The sequence below is a fragment of the Pigmentiphaga kullae genome, from assembly GCF_004216695.1.
GTDB classification, from domain to species: Bacteria; Pseudomonadota; Gammaproteobacteria; order Burkholderiales; family Burkholderiaceae_B; genus Pigmentiphaga; species Pigmentiphaga kullae.
Map to the genome: position 1 here is coordinate 78,899 of NZ_SGXC01000002.1, position 16,481 is coordinate 95,379.

18 protein-coding genes are annotated in these 16,481 nt (G+C 68.6%); 3 read left to right on the forward strand and 15 right to left on the reverse strand.

What is annotated here, in order from left to right:
* Positions 1 to 5 precede the first annotated feature (5 nt).
* On the forward strand, positions 6 to 188 hold the full coding sequence (locus tag EV675_RS14610; protein ID WP_130358092.1) for a hypothetical protein: 183 nt from the start codon (positions 6 to 8) through the stop codon (positions 186 to 188).
* Here EV675_RS14610 and EV675_RS14615 read toward each other — a convergent pair.
* From EV675_RS14615 to wrbA, 3 genes are read right to left on the reverse strand one after another with little or no spacing between them, the layout of a single operon-like run.
* Positions 185 to 1,585, reverse strand: a complete 1,401-nt coding sequence (locus tag EV675_RS14615) for an FAD-binding oxidoreductase (RefSeq protein WP_130358093.1) — start codon at positions 1,583 to 1,585, stop codon at positions 185 to 187. The two genes, EV675_RS14610 and EV675_RS14615, sit on opposite strands and share 4 nt — an antisense overlap.
* A gap of 22 nt (positions 1,586 to 1,607) precedes the next feature.
* Positions 1,608 to 2,012, reverse strand: coding sequence for a DUF2069 domain-containing protein (locus EV675_RS14620; RefSeq protein ID WP_130358094.1), 405 nt, complete (start codon positions 2,010 to 2,012; stop codon positions 1,608 to 1,610).
* On the reverse strand, positions 2,009 to 2,620 hold the full coding sequence (wrbA, locus tag EV675_RS14625) for an NAD(P)H:quinone oxidoreductase (protein WP_130358095.1): 612 nt from the start codon (positions 2,618 to 2,620) through the stop codon (positions 2,009 to 2,011). Before wrbA ends, EV675_RS14620 begins: the two co-directional genes overlap by 4 nt.
* A gap of 21 nt (positions 2,621 to 2,641) precedes the next feature.
* Between wrbA and EV675_RS14630 the strand changes: the two genes are divergently transcribed.
* The gene (locus EV675_RS14630) at positions 2,642 to 4,093 is read left to right on the forward strand and encodes a YihY family inner membrane protein (RefSeq protein ID WP_130358096.1); all 1,452 of its coding nucleotides are present in this window, start codon (positions 2,642 to 2,644) and stop codon (positions 4,091 to 4,093) included.
* A 28-nt stretch (positions 4,094 to 4,121) separates the two neighbouring features.
* On the opposite strand, the gene EV675_RS14635 is transcribed toward EV675_RS14630, so the two are convergent.
* The 12 genes from EV675_RS14635 to EV675_RS14690 form a co-directional block, all read right to left on the reverse strand.
* Positions 4,122 to 4,970 carry a DODA-type extradiol aromatic ring-opening family dioxygenase gene (locus EV675_RS14635; RefSeq protein WP_130358097.1) on the reverse strand — a complete coding sequence of 283 codons (849 nt, stop codon included), beginning with the start codon at positions 4,968 to 4,970 and terminating at the stop codon, positions 4,122 to 4,124.
* 14 nt (positions 4,971 to 4,984) lie between these two features.
* Positions 4,985 to 5,290, reverse strand: a complete 306-nt coding sequence (locus EV675_RS14640) for a hypothetical protein (protein WP_130358098.1) — start codon at positions 5,288 to 5,290, stop codon at positions 4,985 to 4,987.
* Between the two features lie 34 nt (positions 5,291 to 5,324).
* Positions 5,325 to 6,047 (reverse strand): ABC transporter ATP-binding protein, encoded by a 723-nt coding sequence (locus EV675_RS14645; protein ID WP_130358099.1) that lies wholly within the window; start codon positions 6,045 to 6,047, stop codon positions 5,325 to 5,327.
* Positions 6,044 to 6,796 carry an ABC transporter ATP-binding protein gene (locus EV675_RS14650; protein ID WP_130358100.1) on the reverse strand — a complete coding sequence of 251 codons (753 nt, stop codon included), beginning with the start codon at positions 6,794 to 6,796 and terminating at the stop codon, positions 6,044 to 6,046. Before EV675_RS14650 ends, EV675_RS14645 begins: the two co-directional genes overlap by 4 nt.
* On the reverse strand, positions 6,793 to 7,770 hold the full coding sequence (locus tag EV675_RS14655; protein WP_130358101.1) for a branched-chain amino acid ABC transporter permease: 978 nt from the start codon (positions 7,768 to 7,770) through the stop codon (positions 6,793 to 6,795). The genes EV675_RS14650 and EV675_RS14655 overlap by 4 nt, the downstream gene beginning before the upstream one ends.
* Entirely contained in the window at positions 7,767 to 8,648 is an 882-nt protein-coding gene (locus tag EV675_RS14660; protein ID WP_130358102.1) for a branched-chain amino acid ABC transporter permease, read from the reverse strand. The genes EV675_RS14655 and EV675_RS14660 overlap by 4 nt, the downstream gene beginning before the upstream one ends.
* 13 nt (positions 8,649 to 8,661) lie before the next feature.
* Positions 8,662 to 9,825 (reverse strand): ABC transporter substrate-binding protein, encoded by a 1,164-nt coding sequence (locus tag EV675_RS14665; protein WP_130358103.1) that lies wholly within the window; start codon positions 9,823 to 9,825, stop codon positions 8,662 to 8,664.
* 17 nt (positions 9,826 to 9,842) lie between these two features.
* Positions 9,843 to 10,706, reverse strand: coding sequence for an alpha/beta hydrolase (locus EV675_RS14670; RefSeq protein WP_130358104.1), 864 nt, complete (start codon positions 10,704 to 10,706; stop codon positions 9,843 to 9,845).
* Positions 10,703 to 11,695 carry a substrate-binding domain-containing protein gene (locus EV675_RS14675; RefSeq protein WP_130358105.1) on the reverse strand — a complete coding sequence of 331 codons (993 nt, stop codon included), beginning with the start codon at positions 11,693 to 11,695 and terminating at the stop codon, positions 10,703 to 10,705. The genes EV675_RS14670 and EV675_RS14675 overlap by 4 nt, the downstream gene beginning before the upstream one ends.
* 19 nt (positions 11,696 to 11,714) lie before the next feature.
* Positions 11,715 to 12,698 (reverse strand): Bug family tripartite tricarboxylate transporter substrate binding protein, encoded by a 984-nt coding sequence (locus tag EV675_RS14680; RefSeq protein ID WP_165404616.1) that lies wholly within the window; start codon positions 12,696 to 12,698, stop codon positions 11,715 to 11,717.
* Between the two features lie 91 nt (positions 12,699 to 12,789).
* Positions 12,790 to 13,890, reverse strand: coding sequence for an amidohydrolase family protein (locus tag EV675_RS14685; protein WP_165404617.1), 1,101 nt, complete (start codon positions 13,888 to 13,890; stop codon positions 12,790 to 12,792).
* Between the two features lie 145 nt (positions 13,891 to 14,035).
* Positions 14,036 to 15,559 (reverse strand): isochorismatase family protein, encoded by a 1,524-nt coding sequence (locus EV675_RS14690; protein WP_165404618.1) that lies wholly within the window; start codon positions 15,557 to 15,559, stop codon positions 14,036 to 14,038.
* A gap of 125 nt (positions 15,560 to 15,684) precedes the next feature.
* On the opposite strand from EV675_RS14690, the gene EV675_RS14695 reads away from it, so the two are divergent.
* A complete protein-coding gene (locus EV675_RS14695) occupies positions 15,685 to 16,407 on the forward strand; it encodes a GntR family transcriptional regulator (RefSeq protein WP_242621453.1) in 723 nt (240 codons plus the stop codon).
* Positions 16,408 to 16,481: the final 74 nt, after the last annotated feature.

A 16,481-nucleotide genomic window follows, 5' to 3' on the forward strand; every position in this document is an offset into this window, starting at 1 on the left:
TCGCCATGCCCCAGCATCCCGCTTCCCCACCCAGCCCCCGCCAGGCGGACGACCAGCCGCGCCAGCAGCAGCGCAGCCACGGCGATACGCAGAATCGCACCAAGAAGGACGGCCATACCGACCAGATCGGCACCGGCGGCAACCAGACCTCGCAGCGCCAGCGGGGCGGCGGCGCCCGGCGCACCTAGGGCAGGATCTTGCCCGGGTTCATCAAGCCGTCGGGATCCAGCGCCTGCTTGATCCGCCGCATGAGGCTCAGGGCCACCGGGCTCTTGTAGCGGGCCAGTTCGCCGCGCTTGAGCTGGCCGATGCCGTGTTCCGCGCTGATCGACCCGCCGTGAGCGTGCACGCTGTCGTGCACCAGGCGGTAGACCTCGTCCTGGCGCAGCAGGAAATCGGCTGCGGCGATGGCCGGCGGCCGGCTGACGTTGTAGTGCAGGTTGCCGTCGCCCAGGTGGCCGAAGGTGACGTGGCGCACGCCGGGTATGGCCGCCTGCAGCAGGGCGTCGGTCGCGGCCACGAAGGCGGGGATGCGCGAGGCAGGGACCGAGATGTCGTGCTTGATGTTCTTGCCTTCCCAGGACTGGGCGGCGGAGATGCTCTCGCGCAGGTGCCACAGCGCGCGGCTTTGCGCCAGGCTGGCGGCGACCGCGGCGTCCTGGGCCAGTCCTTGTTCCAGCGCCTGTTGCAGGACCCCGTGGAAGCGTTCCTGGGCGTGCGCCGCGCTTTCGCTGTCGGACACCTCGAGCAGCGCATACCAGGGCGTGGGGCCCAGCGGCAGCTTCTGGTCGGGGAAGGCGCGGGTCACCACGTCCAGGCTGGCATGGGACATGACCTCGAAGCCGGTCAGGGCCGCGCCGAACCCGGCGCGGGCCAGGCCCAGCAGGGCCACGGCGGATTCCAGCGAGGGTAGGGCGACCAGGGCGGTGCATTGCGCCACCGGCAGCGGATAGAGCCGCAGCGTGGCGGCGGTGATGATGCCCAGCGTGCCTTCGCTGCCTATGTACAGGTCGCGCAGGTCGTAGCCGGTGTTGTCCTTGCGCAGGCCGCGCAGGCCGTCCCAGATATCGCCGTCGGCGGTGACCACCTCCAGCCCCAGCGCCAGTTCGCGCGCGTTGCCATAGCGCAGGACCTGGGTGCCGCCGGCATTGGTCGCCAGGTTGCCGCCCACGGTGCAACTGCCTTCCGAGGCCAGGCTGAGCGGAAAGAGCCGCCCGGCCTCGCGCGCCCAGTCCTGCACGGTCTGGAGCACGCAGCCGGCCTCGACCGTGATGGTGTCGTCGTCGGTGTCGAGGGCGCGCAGCCGGTCCAGGCGCCGCGTCGACACCACGACGGCGCGGCCTTCGGCGTCGGGCGTGGCGCCGCCCGCCAGGCCGGTGTTGCCGCCCTGCGGGACGATGGGGGCGCCGTGCCTGCGGCACAGGCGTACGACGCCCGCGACCTCGTCGGCCGTGCCGGGCCGGACCACCGCCAGCGCCGCTCCGGTGTAGCGGCCGCGCCAGTCGGTCAGGTAGGGAGCTGCGTCCTGGCCGGTCAGCACCTGGCCGGCCCCCAGCAGGTTCGCGAGTTCGGTCAGCAGATCCATGCCGGTTGCCTCCTGGCGGCGGTCAGCCCGCCTGTTTGTCCGCCGCCTTGGCGGCCTTGCGGGCGGCCTGCGCGGCGCGCTTGGCCGGCCGCACGTACAGCACGGCGCACCAGAAGAAGACCGTGGTCAGCGCGACCTCGGCCCAGGCCACGTACGCCGACGGCGCCGGATCGGTGGTCGCGCGCACCACGCCTTCCATGAAGTAGAGCAGGATCAGCATCGATGCCCACTGGTAGGTGTACAGGTTGCCGCGCAGCACGCCGCGCAGCGGCAGCAGCAGCGGCAGCGCCTTGAGCGCCAGCAGCGAGCCTGGCCGCAGCGGCGCCAGCACGGTTTCCCAGGCGATGCACAGCACGATCAGGGCCAGCAGCGAGACCGAGGCGACCAGGCGCAGCCGCGGGTTGAGGTCGACGGGGGAAGCGTTCATCGGGCGGGGGCCTGGCGGCCGGTGTGGAGTTCGAGGGCGGTGCGGGCCAGGCGTGTGCCGAGGACCTCGGCCAGCCGGGTTTCGTCGCGCTGCATGGGCAGGCTGTTGTCGACGCCGGCCACGTGCGAGGCGCCATACGGCGTGCCGCCGTGGCGCGTGGCCATCAGCGCGGGTTCGGTGAAGGGCAGGCCGACCAGCAGCATGCCGTGATGCAGCAGCGGCAGCATCATGCTGAGCAGCGTGCTTTCCTGGCCGCCGTGCATAGATCCGGTGGACGTGAAGACCGCCGCCGGCTTGCCCGCCAGGCTTCCCGCCAGCCACTGCTGGGTGGTATGGTCGATGAAGTGCTTCATGGGGGCGGCCATGTTGCCGAAGCGGGTGGGGGATCCCAGCGCCAGGCCCGCGCATTCCTCCAGGTCCGCCGGTTCGACGTAGGGCGGGCCGCTGTCGGGAATGGCGGGGGCCGTGGCCTCGCACACGGCCGAGACCGGCGGAACCGTGCGCAGCCGCGCCCGCGCGCCGGGCACGCGCTCCACGCCCAGCGCGATGTGCTCGGCCAACTGGCGTGTCGCGCCGTGCCGGCTGTAGTACAAGATCAGAATATCCATAGGCCCGTATTATCCCTCGACATGGTCCAGAAAGCTCCCGAGCCCGATACTTCTTCCACGCCGCCTCCGCCTTCGGGTGCCGCTTCCATCCAGGCGCGCGCGGTCGCGCTGCGCCGCAGCCTGCTCGCCAACGAGTCCTGGCCGGTGCGCGTGGGACGGCTCCTGCGGTTCGCGTTGCAGCGCGCGGCCGACGAGCGCATCACCCAGGTCGCCTCCAGCCTGACCTTCACCTCGGTGCTGTCGATGGTGCCGCTGCTGGCGGTGGCGCTGGCGCTGTTCACCGCCTTTCCGCTGTTCCGCGAGTTCCAGGGGGCGCTGGAGCAATTCCTGATCACCAACCTGATGCCGCCGTCGGTGGCGGACAACATCATGGAGTACCTGAACCAGTTCGCGCAGAAGGCGAGCCGGTTGACCGCGGTGGGCGGCATCTTCCTGATGATCACGGCCGTGTCGCTGATGCTGACCATCGACAAGGCGCTGAACGAGATCTGGCACGTGCGCAAGGGCAGGCCCCTGCCGCAGCGGGTGCTGATCTACTGGGCCACGCTGACGCTCGGGCCGGTGTTGATCGGCGCCAGCCTGTGGGCCACGTCCTTCCTGGCCCGCGAGTCCATGGGCCTGGTGGGGGACGTCCCCGCGCCCATCGGCGTGCTGCTGTCCTTCATCCCGCTGATCCTGACGGGCCTGGCCTTCGGCGCGCTGTTCATGGTGGTGCCCAACCGGCACGTCGAGGCGCGCGACGCGATGACCGGCGGCTTCGCGGCGGCCATCGTGCTCGAAATCATGAAGTCGGGCTTCGCGTTCTACCTCACGCGCTTTCCCACCTACACCGTGCTGTACGGCGCCTTCGCCACGCTGCCGATCTTCCTGATGTGGATCTACATGTCGTGGCTGGTGACGCTGTTCGGCGCCACGCTGGCGGCCAGCCTGCCGCTGATCCGCATGGGACGCTGGGAAACCGTGCGGCGGCCGGGGCGGCCGTTCGTCGATGCCTTGTCCATCCTGCGCGCGCTGTCGTCGGTGCGCGACCGCAACCCGCCGGGCCTGAGCACGCTGTCGCTGCGCAGCCGGCTGAACCTGCACCACGACGAATTGATGGTGGTGCTCGACACCCTGTCCAGCATCGGCTATATCGCCCGCATCGGCGATGCCGGCGCCGCCCGCGAGCGCTGGGCCATGGTGTGCGATCCCACGGTGGCCACCCTGGCGCCGGTGGTGGACCGGCTGCTGCTGGACCGGGCGCCGCTGGCCGACGATCCCATGCTGCTGCACGCGGTGAACGCCGCCTGGGAAAGCGGTTCGGTCACCATCGCCGAGGCCCTCAAGCAGCGGCCCGAGGACGTCGAGGCCGAACTGGCGCTGGATCGCGAGCTGGAGCTGGAGCCGGACCGCGAAGAAGAGGAAGCCCAGGCCGAGGACGAGGCGGCCGAGGGCGTCCAGGAGGAGCGGCTGCGCCGCCTGCGCGCCTCGTGATCCGGCGCGGCCCGCGCCGGCCGCGCCGTCAGTCCAGCCGCCAGTACACGCCGCCCATGCCGCAGCGCATGGGCACCGAGGGTACGTAGAACACCGTTTCTGCGCGCGCGTTGCCGCACATGCCGGCCGCGCCCATGGCCACCACCCAGGCCAGCAGCTCCGCCGCGCCGCCATCCCCGCCGGTCAGCAGTTTCTCGAAGGTCAGCTCGCGCTTGACCCGCTCGGCGTTGCCTTCCTCCATCAAGGCCAGGAACCAGCGGTCGAACTCCTCGTGCACGGTGAAGTAATCCTTGCCGCCGGGATCGTGCGACAGGCCGCCCGTGCCCATGATGACCACACGCTCGTCGGACGGGAAGGCCTGGACGATGCGCGCGATCGTCTCGCCCACCGCATGGCAGTGCGCCGCGGAGGGCACCGGCGGCACGATGGGATTCATGTGGATGGGAATGAAGCGCACGTCGTAGCGCGGAAACAGGAACTTCAGGGGTACCGACCAGTTGTCGTCGAACAGCAGCTTGTCGGCGAACGCGTGGTTGATGCCCGCCCTGGCCGATTCGCGCACCAGCGCGCGGGCCATGTCGCGGTGGCCGCGTACCGTGTAGTCCGGCACGTTCAGCCAGTCGCGGAACCACGGCGCCGGCCCGGCCCATTGTTCGCCTATGCCCACGCAGAAGTCCGGAATGTTGTCCAGCGAGAAGTTCAGCAGGTGGTCGTTGGCGATGCCGATGACCACGTCGGGCCGCACTTCGTCCATCAGTTTCTGGAATTGCGCGTAGCCGTCCAGCACGCCGTCCTGCTCGTGCTGGGGCGCCTTGTCTATCCAGCCGGTGACGCCGGGGGCGTGCGCCACGCCCAGGGTTGCGACGATCTTTGCCATGCTTGTTCTCCGGATCAGTCCTGCGATGCGATGCCCATTTTTTCAGCGTACAGGCGCGCCGCGTCGCTGTCGTTGTGATTGCGCGAGCCGCCCTTGAACAGCCGCGATATCTGCGGCAGGAAGTAGGGGTGCACGCCCATGGCGCCCAGCGCCTCGATGTCCATGTCGCGCCACGCGCGCTTTTCCTCGTCCGAAAGGCCGTACGCGGTCATGGATGCCTCGATGTCCTGCTTGAAGGCGAGGTACTTCTGTTCGTCGCGCCGCAGTTCGAACACCATGCGGTTCGATGGCAGGGTCTTGTCGGTGTCTCGGATTCCCATGTCGGCTCCTTGTTCGTTGAAAACGATAAGTCGTTCATTCGGCCGCGGCAACATTCAGCCAGCGGTCGAGTATCTCGGGCGATGCCCGCAGTTCCTCGCTCGAGGACCGGTGCACGACGCGGCCGCGGTCCAGGATCATGGCGGTCGAGGCCATGGCCAGGGCGATGACCGGATGCTGTTCGACCACGATGGTGGTCATGCCTTCCTGCGTGTGCAGGGCGATGATGGCGGCGCCCAGTTCCTCGACGACGATGGGGGCCAGGCCCTCCATGGGTTCGTCCAGCAGGAGCAGGCGCGGGTTGGTCATGAGCGCGCGGCCGACGGCCAGCATCTGCTGTTCTCCGCCGGACAGTTCGTTGCCCAGGTTGCCGCGCCGCTCGCGCAGCCGCGGGAACAGGCCATAGACCCGGTCCAGCGTCCACGGGCCGCGGCATGCGACCACGGTCAGGTTTTCCTCGACGGTCAGCGACGCGAACACTTCGCGCTCTTGCGGGACCCAGCCCAGGCCCGCCCGCGAGCGCTGGCAGGCGTCCAGCCGGGCGATGTCGCGGCCCTGCCAGAGCAGGCGTCCGGCTGTCTGGCGCGTATTGCCCATCAAGGTTTCGAGCAGGGTGGTCTTGCCCACGCCATTGCGGCCGAGCACCGCCAGGCTATCGCCGGCGCCCAGGCAGAACGAAAGGTCGTCCAGCACCATCGCGTCGCCGTAGCCGGCGCGCACGTGCTCCAGTTGCAGCAGGACGGGTGCGCTCGCGCTCATGCCGCCTCCAGGGGCGCCGCCTGGCCGAGGTAGGCCTCGCGCACGCGGGGGTCGCGGGCGATTTCCCCGGGCTGGCCGGTGGCGATGAGGCGGCCGGCCACGAGCACCGAGATGCGCTGCGCGAAGCGGAAGACGAGGTTCATGTCGTGTTCGATCAGGAGAATGGCGATGTCCGGGGGCAGCTGGTCCAGGACCGCGAAGACGTGGCGGCTGTCGGCGGCCGAGACGCCGGCCGCCGGTTCGTCCAGCAGCAGCACCTTGGGCTTGCGCGCCAGGGCGAGCGCGATTTCCACCAGCCGCTGCCGGCCGTAGGCGAGCTGGCGGGCGGGCCGGTGCGCATCCTGTGCCAGGCCGATGCGTTCGAGCAGTTCCCAGGCCTCGCTGGCCGCCGGCTCATGCCGGCGCAGGGAACCGAACAGCGAGCGTACGGCGCCGGTGCGCGCCAGCACGACCAGCGTGACGGCCTCCAGCACGGTCATGTCCAGGAACAGCGTATTGATCTGGAAGGTGCGCACCAGCCCCAGGTCCACCCGCTTGTCGGGCGGCGCCGCCGTCACGTCCGCGCCGTCCAGCAGGACGCGGCCCGAGGTCGGGCGCAGCATGCCGGTCAGCAGGTTGATGAAAGTCGTCTTGCCGGCGCCGTTCGGGCCGATCAGCGCATGCCGGTCGCCGGGCGCGAGAGACAGATTGACGTTGTCGGTCGCCACCAGCGCACCGAAGCGCTTGCACAGGTCCACGGTCTGGATCATCGTTGCTCCCCTCTTTGCGCCAGGCGACGGGCGAGCCGCGCGGCGGTGCCCATGATGCCGCCGCGCGCGAAGAATATCGTGAGCACCAGCAGCAGGCCGAGCCAGAAATGCCAGTAGGCGGGGCTGATGCCGGACAGCAGGTCGCGGCCCACGACGAAGACCAGCGCGCCGATGAAGCCGCCGTACAGATAGCCCACGCCGCCCAGCGCGGCGATGATCAGAATGTCGGCCGAGCGCCCGAAGCCGAGCGCATCGATGGTGATGAACTGTGTGATCTGCGTCGTCAACGCGCCCGCGATGCCCGCCACCGCCGCCGAGGCGGTGTAGGAGATCGCCAGCGTGCGACCGTCGTCGATACCCACGGCCAGCGCGCGGCGGCGGTTCATGCGCGTGGCATGCAGCGACAGGCCGTAGGGCGAATTGACCAGCCTGCGCACCAGGAACAGCGTGACGAAGGCCACGACGGCCGCGTACACATAGGCGGTCGACCCCATGAGGTCGAACGGGAAGAGGCCGAGCAGCGGCGTGAACTCGATGCCTTGCAGGCCGTCGATGCCGCCGGTGACCGCCGTGGCCTTGTTGGCGGCTTCGTACAGCACGAGGCCGATGGCCAGCGTCACCATGAGCCGGCTCAGGTCGGTGCCGCGCACGACCAGCCGGCTGCCGAGCGCGCCCGCGCAGGCCGCGACGGCGGCGGCGACGGCCAGCGCCGAGACCGGTTCGTGCCAGCCGTACTTGCCGAGCCAGCCGGCGGTGAACGCACCCACGCCGAAGAACGCGGCATGGCCCAGGGTGACGATGCCCGCGTAGCCGAGCAGCATGTCGAGCGACAGCGCGAAGATGCCGGTGACCAGCACTTGCGCGCCCAGGCTGCGGTGATCGGGAAAGGCGAAGAACGCGGCGATGATCAGCGCCCAGAATACGAGCTCGGGCGCGCGCCAGCGCGCGCGGTCCAGCAGCGGACTGCCGTTCATGCGGCCCTCCTGCGTGCGAACAGGCTGTAGAGGCCTTGCGGCCGATAAAGCAGGACCGCCGCCATCAGCACATAGATCATGAATGCGCCGAACTCGGGCACGTAGTATTTGCTGCCGATGTCGCAGATGCCCAGCAGCATGGCGGCGAAGAAGGTGCCGTTGACCGAGCCGGCGCCGCCCAGCACCACCACGAGCAGGCACAGCACCAGCGTACGCGTGGCGAAGGCCGGATCCAGGCCCAGCACCTCGGCCCCGAGCGCGCCGCCCAGCGCGGCCAGCCCGCTGCCGATGGCGAACGCGATCATGAAGACGCGCTTGACCGGTATGCCCATCGAGGCCGCGATGCGCTGGTTGTCGACCGAGGCGCGGATCATCGCGCCCAGGCGGGTCGAGTCGAGCCCCCAGTTCAGCAGGGCAAGCAGGGCCATGCCCGTGCCGAGCAGCATCAACCGATACTTGGAGACGCTCAGGTCGCCCAGGTACCAGCGGCCGTCCAGGTACTCGGGCACCCGCACCGCCTGTTGCGACGGCCCCCAGAAATAGTGGACGATGCCGCCGGCCATCAGCATGAGCCCGAAGGTCAGGAGGCTCTGGTCGAGCGCCGTCGCGCGGTAGAAGGGCGCATAGATCACGCGTTCCAGCACCAGGCTGGCCAGGGCGATCGCCACGACCACCGCCGCCACCGACGCGAAGAACGGCCAGGCCAGCTGGTTGACCAGCGAAACGAGGAAGTAGCCGCCGAACATGGCGACGGCGGTATGCGCGAGATTGACGAAACCCATCAATCCCAGCGTGATGGACAACCCGAGCGCGATCACGAACAGCATGGCGCCGTACGACGTTCCATCGATGATCACGCCGACGAAATCGGTCAGCATGCGGACTCCTTGGTTAGCGGGCCTTGACGGCCTCGATCTTGTCGAACTCGACGTTGTAGAGTTCGCCCCCGACTTTCTGCACCTTGCGGATGTAGATGTCCTGCACGATGTCGCGCGTGGCGGGGTCGATCGAGATCGGGCCGCGCGGGCTGTCGAGCTTGAGCCCCTTCATCGCCGCGACGAGCTTGTCGCCGTCGGTATCGCCGCCCGTCTTCCTGACCGCGGCGTAGATCACGGCCATGGCGTCGTAGGCGCCCACGCCGATGAAATTGGGCCGCTTGCGCCCCTGGTCCCGGACCGCCTTGACGAAGGCGCGGTTCAGGTCGGAGTCGTGCGCGGCCGAGTAATGGTGCGCGGTGACGGTATCCAGCGCGACGTCGCCGATGGCCGGCAGCGAGTCGTCGTCGACCAGGTCGCCGGTGCCGATCAGGCGAATGCCGGCCTGCTTGAAACCGCGTTCGTTGTAGGCCTTCATGAAGGCAATGGCGGCTTCGCTGCCCGGCACGAACACGAAAATGGCGTCGGCGCGCGCATCGCGGGCCCGCTGCAGGAACGGCGCGAACTCCATGCCGCTGACGGGCATGCGTATTTCGCCCGCCATCTGGCCGCCGGCGGCGGTGAACGCGTCCTTGAAGGCCTGGGCCGCGTCGTGGCCGGGGCCGTAGTCGGACACGAGCGAGAACACGCGCTTGATGCCGTTCCTGGCTGCCCACGTGGCCATGGGCGCGGAGGTCTGTCCGAGCGTGAACGCCGTGCGCACGATGTAGGGCGACTTCTCGGTGACGATGGCCGTGGCCGCGAGCGCGATCATCGGCGTCTTGGCCGCGGTGGCGATGGGCGCTGCGGCCAGGGCGTTGGGCGTGAAGTTGAAGCCCACCAGCGCATCGACCTTGTCGCGCGTGACGAGCTCCTGCGCGTAGCGGCGCGCGTTCTCGGGGGAAATGCCGCCGGTGTCGCGCAGGACGAGTTCGACCTTGCGGCCGGCCACGGTGTCGCCGTTGAGCTTCATGTAGGCGCGCATCGCGCTTTCGATGGACTGGCCGGCCGAGGCATAGGTGCCGGAGAACTCGGTGACGACGCCGATCTTAAGGGGTTTGTCGGCGGCGTGCGCGGGAGCGTACGCCGCCGCGGCGGCCAGGGCGCAGGATGCCAGGCGGGAACGAAGACGAAGTTTCATGATTCGGGCTGCTCCTTTCAGGTGTGGACGCGGGGCGCGGCGCCGCGGTTGCGAAGGCCGATCTGCTCGAACATCGCCGCCAGCAGCGGGCCGCCGGGCCGGTTGAGCTCGTCGATGATGGAAAAGTGGTCGTGGTCCTTCATGGGCACAAAGCGCGCGGGGTAGCCCGCGGCGGCCCAGGCGCGCGCATAGCCGGCGGACTGCTCGACGAATTCGGGCAGCTCTTTTTCGCCCACCGCGCAGATCAAGGGGCAGGCGGCGCGCGGCAGGTGCAGCAGGGGGCTGTTGCGCGCCGCGCCTGGCGCGTCCAGGCGCAGCCATTCGTTCATGAACGACTCGGCCATGGGCCGCATGTCGAAGATTCCGCTGACCGTCGTGACGCCCTTGACGAGATCGGCCGGCAGGCCCTGCTCGGCCCAATCGGTGGCCGCCGCCATGCCGGCCAGGTGGCCGCCCGCGGAATTGCCGCAAAGAAAGATGCGATCGGGGTCGCCGCCGAACGAGGCCGCCTGGCGATGGACCCACGCCACGCCCCGGCGCACGGACGCGACCATGTCGTCCACGCTGGCGGCGGGCGCCAGGGGGTATTCCATGGAGATCCAGATGGCGCCCGCCGGCCCGAAAGCCTGGGCGGGAAAGCCGCGGTCGGACTTGCTCGAACCCTTCCATGCGCCGCCGTGCAGGTAGATCACCACGGGGGCGTGGGGGGCGTCCGCCAGATAGACGTCCAGCGTTTGCGCGGTTCCTTCGCCGTAGGCGAGGTCGAGCCGGGTCGGCCGCTGCTCGCGCGTGAGCCGGCTTGCCTCGGCGTAGCGTTGCAGGTGGGCGCGGAAGTCGGGGACCGTGGCCTCGATGTCGTAGGGAGCGGGACGTTCGTTCATGCGGGTCTCGTGGTGATGCGGTTCGAAGAAAAATTCGCGGGGGCGAGCCAGTCGCCGGGGTCGTGCTGCCGGCCGGACAGGCCCTGCTGGAAGTGATAGCGGGCGAAGGCCCGCAGCAGTTCGCGGTTGGCGTCCAGGCCGTAGGGCCAGTAGTCCTCGCCCATCAGGTCCACGGTGCGCTGGTATTCCGCCGCGACCCAGGGCAGGGTGGCGGCAAGCTGGCAGACGTCCCGGATATCCTGGAGGGCCATGCGCCGGGCGGCCTCGAAGCCTTGGCAGACCGCTTCGGCCAGCCATGGATGGCGTTCGTGCAACTGGCGCCGCAGTCCCAGCAGATGCATGATGGGAAAGAAGCCGGTGCGCCGGTAGTAGTCCTGCTCGACCCCTTGAGAATCCGGGAACAGGCGGACCACGGCGTCCCGTCCGGGGCCGAAGCTGGACGGCACCTTGGCGCCGATGACCGCGTCGATGTCCCCTCGGGCCAGCATCGCGGACAAGTCCCGGTCCGGCAGGGCGCGGATGGGAACGCCCGGGATGGCGGTGGCGGCGGCCGGACCCGGTTCGCCGGCCTCCATGGCGGCCTCCACCCACTGCATCTCGCGGGGTTGGACGCCGTGGTCGTGGTCCAGGAAAGCCCGGATCCAGACGTTGGCCGTCGTCTTGTAGTCCGGCGTTCCGATGATCCTGCCGCGCAGGTCTGACGGAGAGCGGATGCCCTTGCCCGCATGCACGTAGATGCCGCTGTGCCGGAAGGCCCGCGAAGGGAAGACCGGCAGCGCGACATAGGCCGGGTTTCCCGCATCCAGCGACCGCAGGTAGCCGCTCAGGGACAGCTCGGTCAGGTCGAATTCGGCCGCCTTCGCGCGCGCGAAGGCGGCCTCGGGGTGCAGCGTCGTCGCCCGCAGGGCGACGCCTTCGATGGCGACCCGCCCGTCGATCAGCGGCCGCGTCCGGTCATAGGCGGCGCAGGCAAGCGTCAGCGTCAGCATGGTCGGAGCGCGGCCAGGATCATTTCGCGATCCCCGCGTCGGCGATCACCTTTCTCCACCGGGTCGCCTCGGCGTCGATCAGCGACGAGAACTGCGCGCGGCTGGTGTTGCCGGTCAGCATGCCCATTTCCGCATAGCGCTTGCGCACTTCCGGGTCGGCCAGCGCCTGCCGCGCGGCGGCGTTGAGCTTGTCCAGCACCGCCGGGTCCGTTCCCTTGGGCGCGGCCAGGCCTATCCAGCTGCCTGTCTGGAGGGCGCCGTAGCCCGCCTCCGCGGTGGTCGGCACGTTGGGCAGGATGTCGAGCCGCTCGTTGGCCGCGACCGCGATGGGCTGGATGGTGCCGGCCTTGAGCGGACCCGCGATGGGGCCCGCGGTGTAGAAAGCCACGTTCACGTCGTTGCGCAGCAAGGCCAGCACGACTGGGGGCGAGCCGTTGAACGGGACGTGGGTCATCGAGACGTTGGCCAGGTTGGCGAAGAATTCGGCCGCGAGGTGGGGCGGGGTGCCGATGCCGGGCGAGCCGAAGTTCACCTTGCCCGGACGTTCCTTCGCGTACGCCGCCAACTCGCGCAGGCTGCGGGCCGGGACGGCGGGATTGACGACCACGATCGTCGGCGCGTTGCTGATCAGCGCGATGGGATCGAACGCCGTCAGCGGGTCGAATGTCATGTCGCGATAGAGATACTGGTTGGTCGCGAAATTGTTCACCGCTCCCAGCAGCAGCGTATAGCCGTCGGGCGCGGCGCGCGCCACGTCCGCTGCGCCCAGGTTGCCGGAGGCGCCGGGCTTGTTTTCGATGACGAGCGGTTGCCCGAGCTGTTTCTCCATCAGCGGCGCGATCAGGCGGAAGCTGACGTCTCCCAGTCCGCCCGCGCCGTAGGGGTTGACGATGCGTATGGGCCGGGAAGGATAGGCATTGCTCTGCGCCCAGGCTGCGCCATGGGCGGCCAGGGGCAGCAGTACGAGGGAATATCGGGCAAGGCGATGGTGGAACGGCTTCATGGAATCTCTCCTGGAGTGACGTTTCTCCTTACCGGTGGGGCGCGCCGCAGGCACGATGCCTGCCGGCGCGCCACGCCTTTTGCTCCGCCTGTCAGGGCTCGCCGTAGAAGGCGGCCGCATTGTCGTAGAGGAACTTGCGCTTCTGGTCCTTGGTGAGATCCTGGCGCTCGATGATCTCCATCGCGGCGTTGTCCCGCCCTTCGCCATGAGGGAAATCCGAGGAATAAAGAAGCTGGCCGTCGCCCAGCAGCTTGAGTTCGTGCGCCAGCATGGCGTCGCTGGATTCGGGGCCCAGGTAGATGCGTCCCGATTTCACCAGGTCGTCCACTTCGCTCTTGGGCAGCATGCTGGGGTCGGCCATCCGGCCCTTGTTGACTTCGGCGTACTGCTTCATGCGCCCGACCGAATAGAAGATCCATTCGCCGCCGAACTCCAGGAACGCGACCTTCAGGCTGGGATACTTGTCCAGCATGCCGTGGCCGGCCATGGCCATGAAGGCCAGTTGCGCGGGCATGGCCTTGCCGATCATGTTGGCATCCTGGATCGACTCGCACAGTTGCGCCAGCGGCGGAAAGCTCATGGCCATGTGCACGCACAGGGGCAGCCCGGTGCGCGAGAATTCGTTCCAGATCGGCTCGAAGCTCGGATGCGACAGCATGCGGTCGCCCACGGTCCCGAACACCACGGCGGCGGCCGCGCCCATGGCGACCATTTCCTTCATGGCCAGCCGGGCCTGCTCGGCGTCCCGCATGGGCAGCAGGCCCACCCAGCGCAGGCGCTTGGCCGCGTCCCGGCAGCGCGTGCCGATGTAGCGGTTGTAGGCCCGGAAGAGTTCGCCTTCCAGCGTGGCGTCCGCGGCGATGGTCGCGTAGATGGTGCTGGGGAACAGGACCTGGACGTCGATGCCGAGCTTGTCCATGGCGGTGAGCCGGTCGGCGACGTCGCCCATCGTGACACAGCCGACAGGCAGGGAGAATGCGGTGAAATCGCCTGCCCGCGCGCGGTTGGCGCCGTACTCCTCCAGCACCATGCCGGGGGTGTTGGCAGCGTGCGTGCCGGGTCCGAACGGATGCGGCTCGATGCGGCCGTCCACCAGCCACCCCGTGCCCCAGTTGCCGAGTTCATGGCCGTCGCCGAACTTGACCGGCCGCGGACGCCGCAGCCAATACTGTTTGGGAAGGGTTTCCCACATTTCCGGGGTCATTAGAACGTGGGCATCTGCGTCATAAATCTTGAATCCTTCAAGCATGTTCAGTCCTTTCACGTAATGATGGGGAAAGCAGCAGGGCACTGATATCACTGGGGCGGGCAAGGTCCTCCTTCGGCAATGGCAACAGTCAACCCGGCAGGCCCATCAGCCGCAGCGCGGCCTGGGACAGGGCGGAGCCGGGGTCGTTCAACCGGGTCACGATTTCGTAGTGGTTCGTGGCGGGCAGCAGCATCAGCTCCACCTGCTTGTCCTGCTCCTGTGCGGCGCGGACGAAGTCGCGCGCCTGGCGCTGGAACTCCGGGCTTTCGCGGTCGCCGACCGCGACGACCGCGGGACAGTTCAGGCGGGACAGGTGCCGGATGGGGCTGTAGCGCTCGATCTCGTCCGGCTGGAGCTTCACGTAGCCGCTGCGCGCGCTGAGCATGACCGGATGCAGGTCGTACATGCCGCTGATCAGCAGCGCGCTCTTGATCAGGTCGGCGGGCAGGTGCAGGGACTCCCAGTCCGTGGTCGCCAGGACCGCAGCCATGTGGGCGCCGGACGAGTGGCCCGACAGGTGGATGCGGTCGGGGTCGCCGCCGAAGCGGGAGGCCTTGGCGCGGATCCAGGCCAGCGCACGGCGGGTCTGGGCAATCATGTCGGGCAGGCGCACCTCGGGAATCAGCGAAAAATCCAGCACCACCAATACGCCGCCCGCGGGGACCAGCGTGCGCGCCAGGAAGGATTCGTCGTCCTTGCTGAGGTTGCGCCAGCCGCCGCCGTGCACGTGCACGTGGATGGGCGCGCCTTGTTGCTGCGCCGGAAAGATGTCCAGCGTCTCGTGGGGGCCGGGGCCATAGGGAACGTGCCGGTGATGCGGATATTCGTCGCGGGCGCCGGCGCTGGCCTGCGCGTACCAGGCCAGCATGGCGTCCCGGTTGTCGGCCCAGGCGCGCTGGTCGTAGGCGCGATCCAGTTCTTCCTGCGTGTAGTCCAGGTAGACCCGCCGGGGCGAGGTCTGCCAATGGGACGCGAGCGTGTCCAGCCGGGTGACGTCGCCCAGCAGGAAGCGGACGTTGTTCAGCGTGGCGTCGTGCGCGGGCTGCGTGTGCGACGCCACGCAATCCTCGGGCACCACGCAGTGAAAGCCCAGCGCGTTCGCGTGGCGCAGCGTGGCTTCGACGCAGATGTTGGTCTGGACGCCCGCGAAGACCAGGGTACGGATGCCGCGGGCGCGCAGTGCATGTTCAAGGGCGGTGCCGACGAAGCCGTCGTAGCTGTTCTTTTCCAGCACCGGTTCGCCGGGCAGGGGCTGCACGCCGTACCAGTCGTAGCCCCAGGTGTCGCGGTCGCAGCAGACGTCGGTGATGCCTTGCTCGGCCAGCTTGGTGCGCATGGACGCGGGCAGCAGGTCGGGCCGGTAGCAGGCGCGCAGCCAGAAGACGGGGAGACCATGTCCGCGCGCGGAATCGAGCAGGGACTGGAGCCGGGGCACGATGGCGCAGCACGCTGCGATGTCCTTGCCGATGACACGTTCGACATAGCCGCCGGGGGCGCAGAAATCGTTCTGCATGTCGATCACCAGCACGGCCGTGTGGGCAGCGTCCACCCGGGCCGCCAGGGAAAGGAGGGGCTGCGCATCCGATAAATCGCGATAGGCGTCGGCTTTCAATTCCTTCTCCATAATCGATGATCTTTTTATTTTCGATTTTTGTGTGATTTTTAGGAATAATCGATTATCTGTCAATAGATAGTTGATTTGAGCCGCGTGTTACGATGGATCAAAAGACGAGGAGCATGATGAAACTGGCATCGGTGGTGCCGGCTGGACAGCCGGCTCCGAGCACGGGACAGAATTTCGCGAGCACGATTGCGACCCGGTTGCGCAACGACATCGTGTCCGGCAGACGTCCCCCGGGCGCCAGGCTTTCCATCGAGGAACTCAAGGGGGACTTCGGCGTCAGCCTTTCCCCCCTGCGCGAGGCGCTGGCCAGGCTGGCCACCGAGGGCTTCGTGGTCAACGAAGACAAGAAAGGCTTCAAGGTCGCGCCGGTATCGCGCGAGAACCTGCTCGAGGTGGCGAAACTACAGTCCACGCTCGAGCCCATGGCGCTGCGCGAGTCCATCCGGCACGGCACCCGCGACTGGGAGGACGGCATCGTCCTGACCCACCACCGGCTCACGCGCTACGAGCGTCCGGAACAGAAGGACGGCGGGGGCGTCGACGAATGGGAAGCGCATCACCGCGAGTTCCACCTGGCGCTGCTGGCGGCCTGCCGCATGCCGCTGGCGCTGATGGTGTGCGATTCGCTGCAGCATTTCAGCGCGCGCTACCGGCGCCTGTTCCTGGCCTACAAGCCCTTCGACCGCGACGTTGCCCAGGAGCACCGTTCGCTGGTGGACGCGACGCTGGACCGCAAGGAAGACCTGGCCGCGGAGATCCTGGCCGAGCACATCGAACGAACAGCTCGAAACATCCTGGCGGCGCTGGATGCGGGGGGTGTGGCGGCGGCGAGTTGAAGCGTGTTTCGAGGCGCGCTAGGATAGCTACATGGCCATGCACGAGCCGATATATTCCCCAGATCCGACCCCAT